The sequence below is a fragment of the Winogradskyella thalassocola genome, from assembly GCF_900099995.1.
In the GTDB taxonomy this organism is placed as follows: domain Bacteria; phylum Bacteroidota; class Bacteroidia; order Flavobacteriales; family Flavobacteriaceae; genus Winogradskyella; species Winogradskyella thalassocola.
Genome location: NZ_FNCZ01000001.1, coordinates 1,306,430 through 1,324,189, shown reverse-complemented (window position 1 = coordinate 1,324,189; position 17,760 = coordinate 1,306,430). Strand labels below are relative to the sequence as shown.

Annotated in this window: 15 protein-coding genes; 3 read left to right on the top strand and 12 right to left on the bottom strand. The window is 33.1% G+C overall.

Translation table 11 applies throughout. From position 1 onward, the window contains the following. From BLT80_RS05435 to BLT80_RS05425, 3 genes are all read right to left on the bottom strand, one after another. On the bottom strand, window positions 1-1,098 hold the full coding sequence (locus BLT80_RS05435; protein ID WP_139181018.1) for an SGNH/GDSL hydrolase family protein: 1,098 nt from the start codon (window positions 1,096-1,098) through the stop codon (window positions 1-3). A gap of 108 nt (window positions 1,099-1,206) precedes the next feature. Further along, the gene (locus tag BLT80_RS05430; protein ID WP_092466544.1) at window positions 1,207-2,088 is read right to left on the bottom strand and encodes an AraC family transcriptional regulator; all 882 of its coding nucleotides are present in this window, start codon (window positions 2,086-2,088) and stop codon (window positions 1,207-1,209) included. 17 nt (window positions 2,089-2,105) lie between these two features. After that, window positions 2,106-3,119, bottom strand: a complete 1,014-nt coding sequence (locus BLT80_RS05425; RefSeq protein WP_217630749.1) for a glycoside hydrolase family 5 protein — start codon at window positions 3,117-3,119, stop codon at window positions 2,106-2,108. A 360-nt stretch (window positions 3,120-3,479) separates the two neighbouring features. Here BLT80_RS05425 and BLT80_RS05420 point away from each other — a divergent pair, with 360 nt between their 5' ends. The 3 genes from BLT80_RS05420 (at window position 3,480) to BLT80_RS05410 (ending at window position 6,116) form a co-directional block, all read left to right on the top strand. Next, the gene (locus tag BLT80_RS05420; RefSeq protein WP_092466542.1) at window positions 3,480-4,328 is read left to right on the top strand and encodes a universal stress protein; all 849 of its coding nucleotides are present in this window, start codon (window positions 3,480-3,482) and stop codon (window positions 4,326-4,328) included. A gap of 55 nt (window positions 4,329-4,383) precedes the next feature. Next, complete coding sequence (locus BLT80_RS05415; RefSeq protein WP_092466541.1) at window positions 4,384-5,214, top strand: universal stress protein; 831 nt, start codon at window positions 4,384-4,386, stop codon at window positions 5,212-5,214. 65 nt (window positions 5,215-5,279) lie between these two features. Further along, window positions 5,280-6,116: a universal stress protein gene (locus tag BLT80_RS05410; RefSeq protein ID WP_092466540.1), complete on the top strand. Its 837-nt coding sequence runs from the start codon at window positions 5,280-5,282 to the stop codon at window positions 6,114-6,116. 103 nt (window positions 6,117-6,219) lie between these two features. On the opposite strand, the gene BLT80_RS05405 is transcribed toward BLT80_RS05410, so the two are convergent. The 9 genes from BLT80_RS05405 to BLT80_RS05370 form a co-directional block, all read right to left on the bottom strand. Beyond that, a complete protein-coding gene (locus BLT80_RS05405) occupies window positions 6,220-7,596 on the bottom strand; it encodes a sugar porter family MFS transporter (protein ID WP_092466539.1) in 1,377 nt (458 codons plus the stop codon). Window positions 7,597-7,643: 47 nt separating this feature from the next. Further along, window positions 7,644-8,465, bottom strand: a complete 822-nt coding sequence (locus tag BLT80_RS05400; RefSeq protein ID WP_092466538.1) for an endonuclease/exonuclease/phosphatase family protein — start codon at window positions 8,463-8,465, stop codon at window positions 7,644-7,646. A 242-nt stretch (window positions 8,466-8,707) separates the two neighbouring features. After that, window positions 8,708-10,474: a DUF4886 domain-containing protein gene (locus tag BLT80_RS05395; RefSeq protein WP_092466537.1), complete on the bottom strand. Its 1,767-nt coding sequence runs from the start codon at window positions 10,472-10,474 to the stop codon at window positions 8,708-8,710. 76 nt (window positions 10,475-10,550) lie between these two features. Beyond that, entirely contained in the window at window positions 10,551-12,398 is a 1,848-nt protein-coding gene (locus tag BLT80_RS05390) for a family 43 glycosylhydrolase (protein WP_092466536.1), read from the bottom strand. A 2-nt stretch (window positions 12,399-12,400) separates the two neighbouring features. Further along, window positions 12,401-13,285, bottom strand: a complete 885-nt coding sequence (locus BLT80_RS05385; RefSeq protein ID WP_092466535.1) for an alpha/beta hydrolase — start codon at window positions 13,283-13,285, stop codon at window positions 12,401-12,403. Continuing rightward, window positions 13,286-13,447, bottom strand: a complete 162-nt coding sequence (locus BLT80_RS20005) for a hypothetical protein (protein ID WP_175455546.1) — start codon at window positions 13,445-13,447, stop codon at window positions 13,286-13,288. It lies immediately after the preceding gene. Window positions 13,448-13,536: 89 nt separating this feature from the next. Next, the gene (locus BLT80_RS05380) at window positions 13,537-14,457 is read right to left on the bottom strand and encodes a T9SS type A sorting domain-containing protein (RefSeq protein ID WP_092466534.1); all 921 of its coding nucleotides are present in this window, start codon (window positions 14,455-14,457) and stop codon (window positions 13,537-13,539) included. Window positions 14,458-14,595: 138 nt separating this feature from the next. Further along, window positions 14,596-16,938 (bottom strand): beta-glucosidase BglX, encoded by a 2,343-nt coding sequence (gene bglX / locus BLT80_RS05375; RefSeq protein ID WP_092466533.1) that lies wholly within the window; start codon window positions 16,936-16,938, stop codon window positions 14,596-14,598. Further along, the gene (locus tag BLT80_RS05370; RefSeq protein WP_092466532.1) at window positions 16,938-17,744 is read right to left on the bottom strand and encodes a carboxylesterase family protein; all 807 of its coding nucleotides are present in this window, start codon (window positions 17,742-17,744) and stop codon (window positions 16,938-16,940) included. Before BLT80_RS05370 ends, bglX begins: the two co-directional genes overlap by 1 nt. Window positions 17,745-17,760 lie beyond the last annotated feature (16 nt).

Genomic DNA, 17,760 nt, shown 5'->3' with positions numbered 1-17,760 from the left:
CTATTCCTTAACTAATAATGTTTTAAAAAACGGCTCTAAAACATTAGCTATAGTTTTATGTTCTTCTATACTTGGATGAGCACTACAACCATGTGGGTATATATCATTAAATTGAAATAGTGCAATATCTTTATCATTTTGTGTCTTAAAATGTTCTTGAACCTGTTCTAAACAAGCTACTATAACTTTCTGTTTATCACCACTGAGCATGGGACTACTTAGTAAAGCAACTTTTGTGTTTGGATAACGCTTGTAAATACCTTCTACAAACTTGATATAATTACTCGTATACTTTTCTGCATTAAAAGGCAAGCGTTCTTTAACACCATCGCCATCAGACATATCGTTTGTACCTAAACAAATGCTTACTATATCTGGTTGAAATTCTAAATTGAAAGGCTTTAAATTGTCTTTATTTAAATATAGATAATCATAAACGTCAGGCATTATGGCTTCTTCGCTGTTTTCATCATTCCAATTGCGGTACATCCCTATCCCAGAAACAGAACTCACCATAAAATCCGCATTTAGTTGTTTTGCTACTTGTGGACCATAAGCTAAATAGGCATTGTGTTGATCTTGATATTCCCCTTCGTTGCATGGTATATCAGAATCATCAGAAAGCGCGCCGCAGGTTATGGAGTCGCCTATAAATTCAATCTTAAACTGTTTAACTTCAATTGGTAATAGGGCTACTGCATCTACACCATGAAATATAATCTTATCATTGGAAGCTTCTGTAGCTTTGTAAATTCCGATTGTATTTTGCTCAAGGTTAGGTAATTTTAAAGCTATTTTTTGAATAGAATCACCTTCAATTTTATAACGCTTTTTATACACATCATTTACAGAAACAACATAATAATTACGGTTTGAAGATTCTGTTTGAAGATATATATTTACGGAGTCTCCTTTTACATTAAATTCAACAGAAGCTGCCGAACCAATTAAGGCTATTGATTGATCTGTCAACACCTCACTTCGACCTGAATGTTTAATCAATTCATTTGAAAACTGATATTTAAGCATTTGTTTTTTTGCTTCTTCACAAGAAAAAAGCACCATTAAAACAACAGAATACAAACCGAATTTAAGCACTAGAATACATTTATAGATACATGTAAAAATAAAGTAAACATACTTTTTTTTCTAAGCGTAAATTTTCAAATCCTAATACTATTTACTATTAAGAAACAGGAAATAACACTAAGAAATTTTGCTAAACCGCTGAACAGATTTGAATTCTGATTTAAACTTACTCGGTGTTACATTTTTAGATTTCTTGAAGAATCTATTAAAATTAGCGATACTATTAAATCCACATTTATACGCGATTTCTCCAACAGACATATCGGTTTCAATCAGTAGTTTTATGGCATGACTAATTCTTTTGTCGTTCATATATTCAATAAACGTTTTCCCAGTGCGTTTTTTAATAAATCTATTAAACGAACTCTGACTCATATTGACCAAAGTAGATATTTCTTTCAGTGAAATTTTACGCGAATAATTTTGTCTTATAAATTCCTGAACTTTTTTAATCCGATCACTATTGTCATACTCACTATCTCGCACAACATTAGATGACAATAACCTTTGACTTTTAGAATCTGCAAGTTCTTCGAGTAATTTTAAAAGTTTAATAAAATCTGTAACTCCGTCTGTAGCTGATAATTCTTTTATTCTTGGCATTAATTTCATCGCTGTGTTTCCATCGAAAAGCACACCATGTTTAGACTTTGTAAACAAGTCTTGTATGGGTTTGAAATTTTTTAAAGAGAGTAATTTACTATTGAACAAATCCTCATGAAACTGAATTGTTATTTCATAAATACTTTTGCTTTTACAATTATGCGTTTCCCAACCATGTTCTAAATTGGGGCCCATTAAAACTAATTCTATATCATCAATTTCTTCCATTGAAGTTCCCACTACACGACGTATACCTTTTCCGTTTAGAATAAAATTCAGTTCATATTCTGGATGAAAGTGAATAGGAAAATCAAACTTTTGCTTCACCCTATCGATGATTAAAAAAACATCATCTGATTTTAATTGGGTTATTTCTCGATTAATATTTTCGCTCATTTTACGTGTAGTTTTAATTAATCATAAGTATAACTTTGTAATTTCTTCTTGAAATATTTACCATGCCTAGACGGCTTATAAGTATTCCAATCTTCGAATAATCTTGGAGCCCATTCGGCATCAAATACCCAAATAACATATGAAATATCTTTTTCATCACAATACGCTGTAATGGCATCACCATAAGATTCATCACTAATTACGGGTGAATGCGCACCGGGATCTTCTGGTCCACAAAAACCAATTTCAGTAAGAATTAAAGGGTACTTTTCTTTTACAAATCCCCAATCTTTGGTCCATTGATCTTCCCAAGGCTTCTCTCTTTTTTGTGGATACGGATGACTGACATACCCAATGCCTTCAACATCTAAAGGGTCTTCTAAAACAGGTGTTAAATCATAAGCCCAATTAAAACCAGCAACTAGTGGAATTCCTTCCCCGCCATTAGCTCTAATAATACCAATGATTTCTTTGTTAATCGTTTTCCATTCCGTCCAAGTAACGGTCCCTAAAGCCCCATTATAAGTGGTAGGTTCATTAAAAATTTCGTAAAAAGCAACAGTTGTATTATCACCATATTTAGAAGCTAACGTTCTCCAAAAGTCATAGGTTTGCTTTAAAGTCGTATCATATCGGTCTGATTGATACATTTCGGTTTTCAAATTACCTATACTATGCCAGTCGATAATAATATATAAACCCAATTCTGTTGCCCATTGTATACCATCATCTAAAAGCTTTAAATAAGATTCTTTACCTCTTTCTGTCCAATCGGTTGGATGCACAGGTAGCCTCACAATATTTGCACCCCAATTTTTTATTTCTTCGAAATAGGCTTTATTCCAATGTCCTTGAAGTTCTAATTTATTGGGATCACTGGCGTTTAGCCCTCTAAAAACGAAAGTTGTTCCTTCATCATTTACAAAACTATTTCCTTGAACTATAAGTCTATCTAAACTACTCACCTGAAACCCATATGATAAGGTTGACATTAATAGAAATACTGTAATACTGAGTTTTGTTTTTATCAAACGCATCATTTTAGTGATTTATAGCTTTTTTAAATTTATTAGATAAATAGTAAATTAAGAAATCAAAACTTATAATTGGTAAAATAGTTCAGTAAAATGGTAATTTAGTATAGATTACACAATTATCTACACTTTTTTAACCCATTTTCTATTTTATTCATACTCATTTTATCAATTTGGTCTACCATTTAAAATCATTTATTACTGGCTTGCTGTATTTATTCTGGAATTGATTTTAATAGCATTCTCGTTGGCTTTTCTAAACTGCAAAGCATTACGGTTAACTTTTCAACTGATTTTTATCATAGTTTAAAACATATTTAATATCTAACTTTATCCTGCAAAACAAAAGCTAAAACCATGTTATCCATACTTTTACCCACCGATTTCTCTGAAAATTCTATGAATGCAATAAAATATGCTTTAGAATTTTTTAAATATCAGAAGGTTAAATTCATTGTGATGCATGCCTATAGAAATGAATTTTATGACCATGATGACTTAGTATCTCGTGAGGTTTTTGAAACCGTTTTGAACAAAGTAAAAACTGATTCTCAAAATAATCTCGATAAATTATTATCTGAGTTACAAAAAATTGCACCAAACCCTAGATATACTTACCATAGTATTTCTGCTTATAGCACACTTGTAGAAGAAGCGAATTCTATTTCAGATCACCATAATATAGATTTAATTGTTATGGGTACAAAAGGGAAATCTAACGCTCGTAATATTGTATTTGGAAGTCAAACTTTTCAGGTTTTGAAATATGTCGAATGTCCTGTCTTAGCCATTCCTGAAAACTACAATAACACTCAGCCAAAGAAAATTCTGTTCCCTACAAATTATCTCATTCCTTATAAACGACGCGAATTGAAACTACTATCAATTTTAGCTAAATCATATCGAAGTGAAATTGATGTCGTTTACATAAGTACAAGCTCAAAATTATCTATTAGACAAGAAGATAATCAAGCCTTTATAAAAGACACCCTATCACCAAACAAAGTAAACTTTGAGATTGTAAACAGTAAAAAAGTTGCAGATGCTATTACTAGCTATATAGAAGAAAACGATATAGAAATGATAACCATGATAAATACGCAACATTCATTTTTAGAAGATATGCTGTTCCCGTCTACAATAGATAAAGTGAGTCTTGGTTTAGACATTCCACTTTTAGCATTTCAGAATGCGATTAGGAATTAATTATAACACAGTACAAAAAAAACAGAGCAACCAACCGTAATACAAAAAAGCAATTATGCCAAAAAACATCCTTTTACCTACCGATTTTTCAGATAACGCCTTGAGCGCTGCTATATATGCTATTAAATTATATGACAAAGAGCAATGTACATTTCACTTTTTACATTCTTCTGTAATAAAAGTGTCTTTAATGTCTAGTATGTCTAATAAACTCATACGTGTTATGGCAGAAAATGCAAGAAAGGATTTAACCGAATTAAAGGCAAAATTTGAAAAAAATTATGCTAATGAGAACCATTCATTCGAAGTTATATTAAGCACTAATGACTTACATAGTTCAATTGAAGCCATAGCAGAAAAAATAGATATAGATCTTATTATTATAGGTACAAAAGGAGAAACTAAAGCACAAGAAATAATATTTGGAAGTAATACCGTAAACGTGATTAAACATGCAAAAAAATGTCCTGTTTTGGTTATCCCAAATGACTATGATTTTGTAATACCTGAGCAAATCGCTTTCCCTACAGATTTTAATCGTGTTTATGGAGATGAATTACAACCTCTAAAACAATTAGCAGAACTACATAATTCTAAAATTAGGATTCTTCATATTAATAGCGAAGATGACATCTCAGAAGCTCAAAAACAGAACTTAACCTTATTAGAAATAGCCTTAGAAAATTACAACCCTAGTTTTCATTGGATGACTAATTATAATAAAAAAGCAAAAGCGATTCAAGATTTCACTGAAGATCTCAATATTAATATTCTTGTCATGGTTAATTACAACCATAGTTTTATTGAAAATATTATAAAAGAACCAATAATAAAGAACATAGGATTTCAACCTACGATTCCCTTTTTAGTTATACCACGAAAGTGACATAAATCATATTAATTTAAGAAGCCGTAAGTTAATTTTGTCATATCTAAGTTTATAGAAACATTATGAGACATCACATATTACTTCCAACAGATTTTTCAGATAATTCATGGGCGGCCATAAATTATACATTAAAATTATATGCTAACGAACCTTGTACATTTTACTTTTTACATGCGTGGTCTTTCGCAAACCAAACGTCTAGAACATATATCACTTCACATTTTATAGATATAAAAAAAGAAGAAGCAAAGCATCAACTTATTGACCTAAAAAACAAAATAGAGGCAGAAAGCACAAATCCTAAGCACAAATTTGAAACGATATATAGCACAGAACCGTTATTAAATACGATTGAAAGCACTATTAAAGAATTTGACATAAGCTTAATTGTAATGGGTACCAAGGGTGCTACTGGCGCCAAAGAATTCATTTTTGGAAGTAACACGGTAAATATCATTAACAAAATAAGACTTTGCCCTGTTTTAGTTATTCCAGACGCTTATGACTTTGTGAAGCCTGAACAAATTGCATTTCCAACTGATTTTAATAGATTTTATGGAGATGAGTTAGAGTCCTTACTACAATTAACCCAATTGTATAATTCGAAAATAAGAGTTCTTCATATTAATGTAAAAGACAATTTAACTGAAAAGCAGAATTATAATTTAGCCATGCTAAAAGCGTATATTGAAGATTGTCCAAGTTGCGTAGACTGGAGGCCAAATTTTGGAAGTAAAGAACAAACAATCACTGACTTTATTAAAGAGCTTGATATTAGTATTCTTGCAATGATAAACTACAAACACAGTTTTATTGAAAATTTCCTAAATGAACCTGTAATTCAGAAAATTGGATTCCATACTATCATTCCATTTTTGGTGATTCCAGAATTTAAATAAACCCTATTCTTTATAATAGTTCGCCTTACATTTTGTGGGCTTAACATAAAAAAACCGATTCATATGAATCGGTTTTTTTTATTATTTAAGTCTAGTATTTTACTTACTTCCAAAAGCCTTCAATCTCTTCTAAAGACTTCCCTTTAGTTTCTGGTATAAACTTATAGGTTACATATACAATGATTAAAATAAAGGCTATAAAGATATAATAAGGCAATGATCCATTCCATGGTGCACTATTATTAGTTTCACTTCCCATTACAACAGGGAAAGATTGTGACACCACATAATTGGCAGCCCATTGTGCAGCAACAGCTACAGACATTGCAACGCTTCGTATTTTATTTGGGAACATTTCTGATAATAAAACCCATACTACTGGTCCCATTGATAATGCAAACGATGCAATAAAAACTAAAACACCAATTAGAGATAACACACCTACATTTCCTTGTTGCAGAGTAACTCCTAAAAGTAAAAACCCAATGATCATTCCAACAGAGCCAATATAAAGCAATGGCTTTCTTCCAAATTTATCTACAGTAAACATAGCTACAAACGTAAATACCAAGTTTACAAAAGCCAACAATATTTGTTGTGCAAGTACATCTTCTTTTCCAAAACCAAGTGCTTTTTCAAAAATATCAGCACCATAATACAATACCGCATTGATACCTGTAAATTGTTGTAATACAGAAAGCACAGTACCGATAGCGATTATGACTAATATCCCTTTAGAGAAATAACTCACTTTAATACCATCATTAGTTTCATCTAAAGATTTCTTAATATTAACCATTTCTTCGGCGGCTAAGTCATCACCATTTATTTTCTGTAAAACAGCTAAAGCTTCTTTTTCTTTTCCTTTTAAAGCTAACCAACGCGGACTTTTCGGAACAATAAACAACAGAATTAAAAACAAAAGACTTGGTATTAATTCTGACCAAAACATTCGTCTCCACCCAAATTCAATATTTTCTTGTAGACTTAAGTCATTACCAATAAAATAAGTCGCTAAGAAAACCACAAAAAATCCAATTACAATAGCCAATTGGTAATAGGTCACCATACGACCTCTAATGTTTGAAGGTGCAATTTCTGCAATATACATAGGTGCATTCATCGATGCCACACCAATACCTAAACCTCCAATAATCCTAAAAACAACCAACATACTAACGGTTTGAGGGAATAGTTCTGGTAAACCCGATCCATAAGCAGAAACGGTAAAGAATATAGCCGAAATTATTAAAGATTTTTTTCGACCTATTTTAATACTTAAAGGTCCTGCAATAATAGCTCCTACAAAACACCCTAAAAGTGCACTACCAACAACCCAGCCTTTTAATGCATCGCTTAAATCGAAATACTCTGTAAGGTAAAACTGTGCGCCATTAATAACACCTGTATCGTAACCAAAGAGCAAACCTCCTAAAGCGGAAACCGCTGCAATTAATAATAAGAAAACACTTTTTTTCATTTTTAAATTTATTTAGTATTAGTTAGAGTCTTAGTTTATTTTACCTTTTATAAGCGCAATGTAATTAAAATTGGTAAATGGTCAGAAGGATAGTGCAAATTCCAATTATCACTTAATACGGCATATTTATTCACTTCAACATCTTCACTCACAAAAGCAAAGTCGATGCGTCTAGTAACGGGTTTATCAAATTGAAAGCCATTAAAAGTTCCTTCGGGACCAAAAACAACATGTGTTATATCTTTTGAATCTTTTAACTTCTCTTTTATATATTTTATACTGTCGTGATTGGGCTCCATATTAAAATCACCTGTTAAAACAACGGGATCATTCGCTGTATTGAGTTCCTTTATTTTTTCCATAATAATGATGGCACTGTTTTTTCTAGCTTCTTTACCAACATGATCAAAGTGCGTGTTAAATGTCCAAAATAGTTGTCCCGAAACTTTATCTTCAAATAAAGCATAGGTACAAACTCTATTACAAATCGCATCCCAACCCATTGACACTTTATCTGGTGTTTCAGATAACCAAAAGGTTCCGGATTCTATAATATTGAATTTATCAGTTTTGTAAAATAGTGCTGAATATTCCCCTGAATCTTTTCCATCATCTCTTCCAACTCCAACATAACTATAATCTACCAAAAGACTATCTATATCCTCCATTTGATTAGGCATTGCTTCTTGAACACCTAAAACATCGGGTTCGTAAAACTTAAGCTGATTGATAAAAAACGGCTTTCTATTTGTCCAGCTATTTTCTCCTTCTTTCGGATAGTCTAACTTAATGTTATAGCTCATAATAGAAAAATCTTGAGCAAAACAAATGCTAGAAAAAGCAAAACAGATGACTAATAAATACTTCATATTAAAAAATTATTCTACAAATATAACTTTGCTGTTTTCAGAAATTCCGTTTTCATTATATGCTTCTATCGTAAAATAACGGAAAAGCACAATCAATATCTTGATGAATACATTAGAAATGCAAACATGTTAACGCTTTTGTAAAAAATATAAGTCTCTTTAAATGACGTTTATCGCGAAAGCATTCTTTTGGCTGCATCACAAAAACTAACAAATAAAGAGACCTATGTTATAATTAATGTCTATTCTGGAGTTATTCTCATTGCATTTAAATAATAAAATTTATTGCCGTTGTTATTAGAATCCCCAGCTGACACTTTTAAGATGATTTTACCATCAGCATCAGGCTGTACATTAGAAATACAGATTGTATTTGTTGCATTATTCGCAGCATCTAAATTAGCCGATTGTTCAGTAGCACCAATAACAGTATACTTAGTATCTCTATTATCGCTCACACTATTTCTTGACCCAAAGAAGCAAAATTCATAGGTATCATTAGATTCGAAACCAGTAAATTCTATCACACTTTCTTCTAGTCCCGGATTTGAGCCCCAAGCTAATGCATGAGAATAAAAATTAGAACGTGATACTGTATCATCCATATTTAAATCTGTTGTTGTAGAACCTGCACCAGACGTATTATTTATTCCTCTAAAACGGGCCGTTGTTGTTGCTGCCACACCAGTAAATCCACCACTAGGATATAAAATGTTTGCGATTCCTGCTCCTTCTAAAAAGCTTGAATAGGCGTTCCATCCATCAGGATTGTCTGAGCTAGAAAAATTAATAAATACAGGTTGCGTAATAATACCATTACCTCCTGCTGTTTCATAATCGGTTAAAACCGTAATTTCATTTGGACTTAATACTGCTTCGTGTGCTGCATGTTGCGCCAATTCTCTATAATAAGGTAATATCCCTTCAGGCTCATAAGTATTCCCAATCACTGACTCTCCAAACAACATTTCGTACCAAGTACATGATGCTGTATATTGACCTAAATCGTTTAAGTGATATCCATCACGAGTAAAACCATCACCTAAAAAACTAGTTCTTCCATTTTGAATCGCCGTTGCTGCAGGAATCACCATATCTGTAGGCATTAAATTTTCTGCTTGACTGTAAGCTTCTATAATCCCATTATACATAGTCGTTTGATCATTATTATAATTTGCAAAACCAGAATGGGTTGAATTTTGAGCATAGGCCCAAGTTTTATGTAAAATATACTTTGTACATGGATTAGGATTTTGATTCTTTATAGTATTATATAAAGTTGGAAGCGGATTTATAAATGTATCAAAAAGTCCAGAATCATAACTAGCTTGCTGAAAACTGATATAGTCCCAATTTTCGTCAGCTACAGCCTCAGAAATTGAAACACCTGAAGTAACAGTACGAGTTCCATCTAAAGCAATTTTTCTATAACTATAACTGTTTGAGTTGCTTGTTGCATTTGAAGCATGCGTATCTAAATTTGCAGAACCGATATACATATTCCCAACTACAACTTGCTTACCTTCTGCATTAGCTAAGCCCCAAAAATAAGCTTCTAAAGCATCTTCTGAAAAACTATTACCAATAGCTAAGATTTTTATAATACCATCACTTTCATCATCAATAAGGATATCAACAGAAGATGAAACTTCACCATCATCTGAATTTAAACTTAAGGTTACAGTTCCTTCGGAAATTGTTTGAATAGATATCGCGTAAGTTAAAGGGTTTACTGTAAAATCAACTAAATTAGCAGGTTCTGCCGACCACGTATAGCTCCTTGCAGCAAAAATAACGCTATTAAATTCTGGAGTAATCGTATATTCACATCCAGACATCAACGTTACACCGTCTGGCAATATTGCTTCAGTTTCTACATTTAATGTTTCTTCACTTCCTAAAGGAGTAATATCGTCTTCTTTAGTACAGGAATTAAAATTGATTAAAAAGAGCACGCAAAAACAAAATTGCGCCAACTTCATTAACTTGCTGGTTGTTCGATTTTTCATAATTATATTTATTTAGTTAATATTTAGTTTTAAATTAAAATTAGTGTTCATGATATGGTTAAAATATGCGACACTATTATTCCACAAAAATCACTTCACTTCGTTCAGAAATTCCGTTCTCATTATACGCTTCAATAGTGAAATAATATGGTGTATCACGATCTAAAGAACGCATAAAATGTTCGTTAGCATCATAAACTTGCCAAGACTGATAGAGTTTATCTTCTGCAATTCCCCAACGAATATTATAGCCTTGAGCTCCTTCTATAGGATTCCAAGACAAGGATACATCTCTACGATCTTCTTCTCTTTTCACCTCGAGTCCGGAAACATTAGCTGGCTTTTCACCTAGTCCCAATCCAAATACTCTAAATTCTGACATTGCAAAATTTGCGCCAGGTACTTTTATATTATTATAACGTACATACTTTGCCTTTACAGCCTCATCCAATACGATGTAAGCATTTGGTGTATCCTTTTCACTATTGCTTCGGTCAACAACAGTTTGCCAATTTGCTCCATCTTCTGAAACCTCGATAGTAAATTGGTGCTTTAATCCTTCTACACGTGTGTAAATCACAGAATCATGATCATGAAAATTCAACTGAAAAGCATTAATGTTACCGGGCTTCTTCATTTCAATGGTTATCCATTGTTTATCGTCATTAGCGTCTGCGACCCAAAATGTTTTAGGGTTTTCATCCGTTAATATTTTAGACATTATTTCACCGTCCGTATTTTTCTCGAGTGGTAATTCGGTAACTTTTACTTCATCATCATTCGACGTAAATTTCATAATCTGCATTAACGACGATGATACCGTAACATCTCCTTTATAAGACAACAACATCCAACCATTGTGTTGTCCTGCTTTTGTAGGATGACTAGAACCAAAACGCGGATAATCTCCATAGGCTGTATTGGTATACATTAAACCATCTTCATCAAAATAAGTAGGAAACATACACAAACGACGTTCCCATTGCGCATTAGACGCCAATGCCATTGTTCCAAAATGCCAATATTGCCCATTAGTTTGTTTAACTGTTATGCCATGACCTGCACCATTGGTAAACCCACCAGGCTTAAAACTCATCGGATTATTTTTCATATATGTAAACGGTCCAAGCGGCGTATCGCCAATATAAACTCCATCTGCATACACATTAAATTGTGTGCCAGGTGCTGCATATTGTAAATAATATTTTCCGTTATGTTTGGTCATGGAAGCTCCTTCCATATAGCCTTCTTTTAAAGTCGGGTGAAAGTTATTTTCCCCAAAACGTTCCCAGCCATGCTCTTCTTCAACAAGATTGAATAATTCTTTCTGAACTCCTGTTTCTAAAAAACGATCATCTTTATTTAACATCTTTACACGAAGTGGATTCACATTAGAAGAGCCCCAATATAAATAGGTCTCTCCATCATCATCAATGAACAATTCCGAATCTTGAATATTAGTCGATATAGACGCAGTTGGTTCCCATTTACCACTTTTAGGGTCATCGGTATAAAGAATACTTCCGTAACCAGCAGGGTTACCAGCAAAATACACTAACGAATCTTTGTAATTAAAAGCTGTTGGTGCATTACTACCTTCAAAAAACCATTGCTGCGGCTTAATAAAAGTCCAATTAACCAAATCGGTAGAATGCCAATAGCCAAAAGAACGTGTGACAAACATGTAATACTCCCCTTTGAATTCTATAACAGCAGGATCGGCTCCTGAACGGTACGATTTATTTTGACTAGAATTATAAACCATATAGGTATAATCTATATCTAATGGATTGATATAGGTGTCAAGATCTTTTATTAATTCTGATTTCCCCTTGGTATTAGAAAGTTCTTCTGAACGCTGACTCTTATCATTATTACACGAAAAAAGAAATGCTATAGTGAATAGAAAAAGTATGTTTTTCATGGTTATTTAGTTCTTATAATTTTAGTTTGAATAACCTCTTTATTAAGCATCGTCTGTTCAAAAAAGCGGAATACCTTTTCTAAATCTTCAAAAGGAATTCGGGCAATCTCATGACCACCACCTTTGACGATATTGAAGGAATACGCGGTATCAAATTCTTCCAACTGATTTGCTATAACGTCAGAACCATCTAACATAATATAACCGTCTTTCTTTGGGTCACAATAATGATGTGAAGCTTTACTATATGGCACTAATCGATCGTCTGTTCCATGATATAATACTGCTGGAACTGCATTTTCTTCAGTAATATATCGCGCATCAACTACAGCACCTGCACAAGAAAACACTCCTGCAAATGAGACGTTATTATAAGCGTCTTTTTCCGTTACAAAATAATCCTTCATATACACAGCATTTAGTATGCCCTCTGCTCCTGCACTACTGCCTCCTGCTATAATTTTAGTAGGATCGATTTGTAACGATTGGGCATGTTCAACTAAGAATTTTGCAGCATCTAAATAATCGATTGTAGCTTGTTTAAAGGTTTCCATTTTCTCGTCTTTAGTGCAATCGCACCCAAAGCCAGTTGCTGTATTTTTTCTAAGTAAACGGTAATCGATAGAAACACCTATATAATTTTGTTTTTCAGCTGCATATTTAACCAGATTCGCATCATCTGGAAAGGCCCGATGACTACCAGAAAAGCCTCCTCCATGCATCCAAAGTAGTACTGGAAGTGAATCTGTTTTTTTAATAGTTTTCGGTGTGAACACATCCATTCTTAAGGTATCATTTCCTTTAATAGAATAGATTAAAGTCTCTTTTTTTTGAGCAGATAGACTAAAGGTGATAAGCGTTACAAGTGTGATTAGTATAGTTTTCATTTAGTTTATTTTATAAATTAAAATTCCACTTATTATAGTTTCATCTTCTGCAGAGCCCCAATCAGAATTAATAGATTTTATACGAACATCACTATTGCATAAAAAAGCCACACCTAACATTATATTAAAGAATAAAACTTTATATGTTGTTCTGTATGGCATAATTTGACTATTAATCTATTAAGTTAAATTAAGGACTTTGCATCCTTAAATAAAACCTTAAAAACCTGAATTTTTAAGATGTGTATTAATTATTTAAAAAATATTTTCTTTGTTTGTTCACGGTTATTAACGTTAATTTTCAAGAAATACATACCTGTACTTATTTGAGATTTACTTAAAGATCTCTCCCAATTAAATTGAAAATTCCCAGCGTCTTGCTCTCCATTAAATAGGGCTGCGACCGATTTTCCATTGATATCAAAAATCTCTATATTAAGCTTAGATTTTTCCTCAAGATTTATATTTAATTCAAGGATATCAGCAACTGGATTTGGATAAACACTCAACATCTGTTCTAATTTAAAATCACTAGTAGAAAGTGAAGTATCTGATGTTATCATTTCAATAGCACCTAAGTAGTAAAATCCCGATCCATTAGTATTATTTGGTCCTGGCTCAGCTGTTAAAGTAATTTCGCCACTTGAATTAGATTGAATATTAAGAACGTCTGCTGTTTCTGTAGTGTTGTTTGAAGAATTTAAAGTCACAATTTCAGTCGTTGAACCTACAACTGTATATTGCGCTTCTCTATTATCACTTACGCCATTTCTAGATGCAAAAATTGAGAAAGCATAATATTTTGAAGGATCTAAACCTGTTAAAATAAATCCTCCTGTTGGTTCTAAAGACCCACTAAAAGTACTAGTCTCCCCAAAAAAGCTATCTCTAGCTGCTGTATCAGGAAAAGGCAAGGAAGGATCTGGAGACGTATTTCCAGCAGTATTAACTGTATCAAAAGCATCATCAATGGTTAAACTAACGCCAGTACTCGCTCCATTAGAATCTATTAAATTTGTTGTTAAACCTACTGCATCAGCGGCATTCAATATGGAGATATTATTCCAATTGCCAACGGTTTCTTGGGTGTTGATTCCAAAATCAATATATGTGTAATCTTGTGCAAAAGACACATAGCTGATTAATACTAAAATAAATGTAATTTTTTTCATAATGTTTAAGTATTAGTTCATAAAAATTTTCATTGTATAAGCTATTTATATATTCACTTTAGTCTTATCATTTTAATAAAAACCTGATTTACAATACAAAAGGGTATAATGTATAAAAATCGCAATCTCAGAATCGTTTTACTTCGTTAACTCAAACTCTTTCATCATTTTAGTATCTGAATCCGTACCTACAAACACTTGAAACTGTCCAGGTTCCGCAACAAAATCTAAATCTGAATTATAGAATTTTAAATCTTCAACTGTTAACTTGAAGGTAACAGTTTTTGTGTCTCCTTTTTTAATTTCAATTTTTTGGAACCCTTTTAATTCTTTAACAGGTCTTGTTACCGACCCAACCACATCTCTAAGGTATAATTGCACCACTTCTTTACCATCGTAATCTCCAGAATTAGTAACATCTACAGAAACCTCTAAAACACCATCCATACCAATTGCAGATGCACTGATATTAAAGTTAGAATACTTAAACGTCGTGTAGCTCAACCCATAGCCAAATGGATATAATGGCTCGTTACGTACATCGATATAGTTACTTTTAAATTTTTCGAATTTACCCTCTTCATTTCCTAAAGGACGACCTGTATTTTTATGGTTGTAAAAAATTGGTACTTGACCAACATTTCTTGGAAAAGTTGCCGTTAACTTACCTGATGGATTAACATCTCCAAATAAAACATCTGAAATTGCTAAACCAGCTTCACTACCCGGAAACCAAACATTAAGTATAGCTGGTACGTTTTCATTCTCTTCAACTAAAACAAGCGGACGACCTGTAAACAGAACTAAAACCACAGGTTTTCCCGTTTTCAATAAGGCATTTAATAAATCTTTCTGTACCTGAGGAATACCTAAATCAGTCCTACTACTACTTTCACCACTGAACTCTGCAGACTCTCCAATTGTTGCTACAATAACATCAGACTTTGCCGCAATTTGAAGCGCTTCATCTAACAACTGCTTATCTGTGCGGCCATCCCGTGGAATATCTTTACCGAACATTGTTGCACGTTGTTCTAATTCTAAATTGTAATCAATATTGCTTCCTTTAGCATATAGCAAGGTGGCTTTATCACCTATAACTTCCGTTAAACCATCGAAAACAGAGTTCGATTTTTCTTGTTTTGTGGCTACACTCCAAGTTCCTGCCATGTTATTTCCAGCTTTAGCTAAAGGACCAATTAAACCAATAGTGCCAGCTTTTTTTATAGGTAATAATTGCGCTTCATTCTTAAGTAATACCATAGACTCGGCTGCCACTGTACGTGCAAATGCTTTGTTTTCTGGTGTAAAAATTTCAGTTTCAGATCTATTGACATCACAGTATTTGTAAGGATCATCAAATAATCCCAATTGAAACTTAGCCGATAACATTCGTCTTACTGCCGTATCAATATCATCCATTGAAACCTTACCGTTTTCATAAGATTCTTTCAGCGTTTTTACAAAAGCTACAGGTATTGAAGGTGAATCACCTGCCATATCCATATCCACACCTGCTTTTAAAGCTTGCTCAGAAACTTGATATTTATCTCCAACTCCATGTTCCGTCATTTCGTAAATTCCGGTATAATCAGTTACCACGAAACCATTAAAACCCCAATCATCTCTTAACAAATCAGTAAGCAACCACTTGTTTCCTGTTGCTGGAATACCATCAATTTCATTAAATGAAGCCATTACAGAACCCACACCTGCATCAACAGCAGCTTTGTAAGGCTCTAAATATTCATTATACATTCTAATCTTACTCATATCAACAGTGTTATAATCACGACCAGCCTCGGAAGCACCATAAAGCGCAAAATGTTTTACACAGGCCATCAACGTATTATTCTGACTTAAATCATCTTGTTGATACCCTCTCACCATAGCTTCAGCAATACGGCTTCCTAAATATGGATCTTCACCATTTCCTTCAGAAACGCGTCCCCAACGTGGATCGCGAGAAACATCTACCATAGGAGAAAACGTCCAATTAATACCTGCTGCACTTGCTTCTGTTGCTGCTACACGTGCTGTTTTTTCAATCATTTCTATATCCCAAGAACTAGACAAGCCTAATGGAATTGGAAATGTGGTTTCGTAACCATGAATAACATCCATTCCAAAAATTAAAGGAATTCCTAGTCTGCTTTTTTCAACAGCTATTTTCTGAACTTCATAAATCTTTTCTACCGTTTTGATATTAAACAAGCCTCCGACTTTCCCTTCTTCAATTCGTTTTCCTACATCAGATCCTTTTGCTGAACCTGTTGTTATATCTCCTGAAGTTGGTAAATTAAGCTGCCCAATTTTTTCATCAATGGTCATTAATTCTAAAATAGAGTCTACTTTTGAAGCAAAAGGATTCTCTGTCGTCATTCTAGATTCATCCACTGTATTAGTGCCCGAATTACAACTTGAAAGTAATATTGCTAAAAAAGCAATTGTGATTGTTTGAACGTTAATTAATCTCTTCATTATTTTAATTTAGTATTTGAAAAAAGCCAATTTAAAAGTTCTGGTTCTGCAAAAGCCGGATCCCAGCTATTATGGTTTGCAAAATCATATAAAGTCAATTTAGGAAACCCACCTGCACTTATTATGGCAGAAGCCATATTTAAAGATAATTTTGGATCGACCACATCATCTTTTGCCCCGTGTAATATCCATAAAGGGACAGTTTTTGCATATGCTGTTACTGAAGCTGGATCACCACCTCCACAGATTGGAATAGCCGCAGCAAACATTTCAGATTTTCGATAAATAATTTCAAAAGTTCCCATGCCTCCCATCGATAATCCCATAGAGTAGACCTGATCTGTTTTTACGTAAGGCTTAGCAACCATCTCGTCCATTAAATCCATTACTAATGCCATTGCAGTAGTTGGTGCCTCATTATATTTATACTTAAAGGTGATGGGTTTTGTTGAGCGATCTGCCTCTAACTTAGACCAATAATCATTTCTAGGAGATTGAGGAAAAATAACAATCGCAGGTAACGAATCCCTTATTGTTTCATTTAAAAATAACTTACTACCATGAGCGAGTTGTCTTTTATTATCATTTCCACGTTCACCAGCACCATGAAGAAATAATACTAGTGGATACGTTTTAGATTCATCAAAATCCTTAGGTAAAAGCATTCTGTAATTAAGCGTGTCTCCATTCACAATATGATTTTCGTATGAAAATAATTCTTTTGAAGATTCAGCTTGCTGCGCTTTTACAGCGCATGAACTAAAGATTACAACACTAAAGATTAAGGTTAACAATTGATGTTTCATATTCAGTTATTTTATT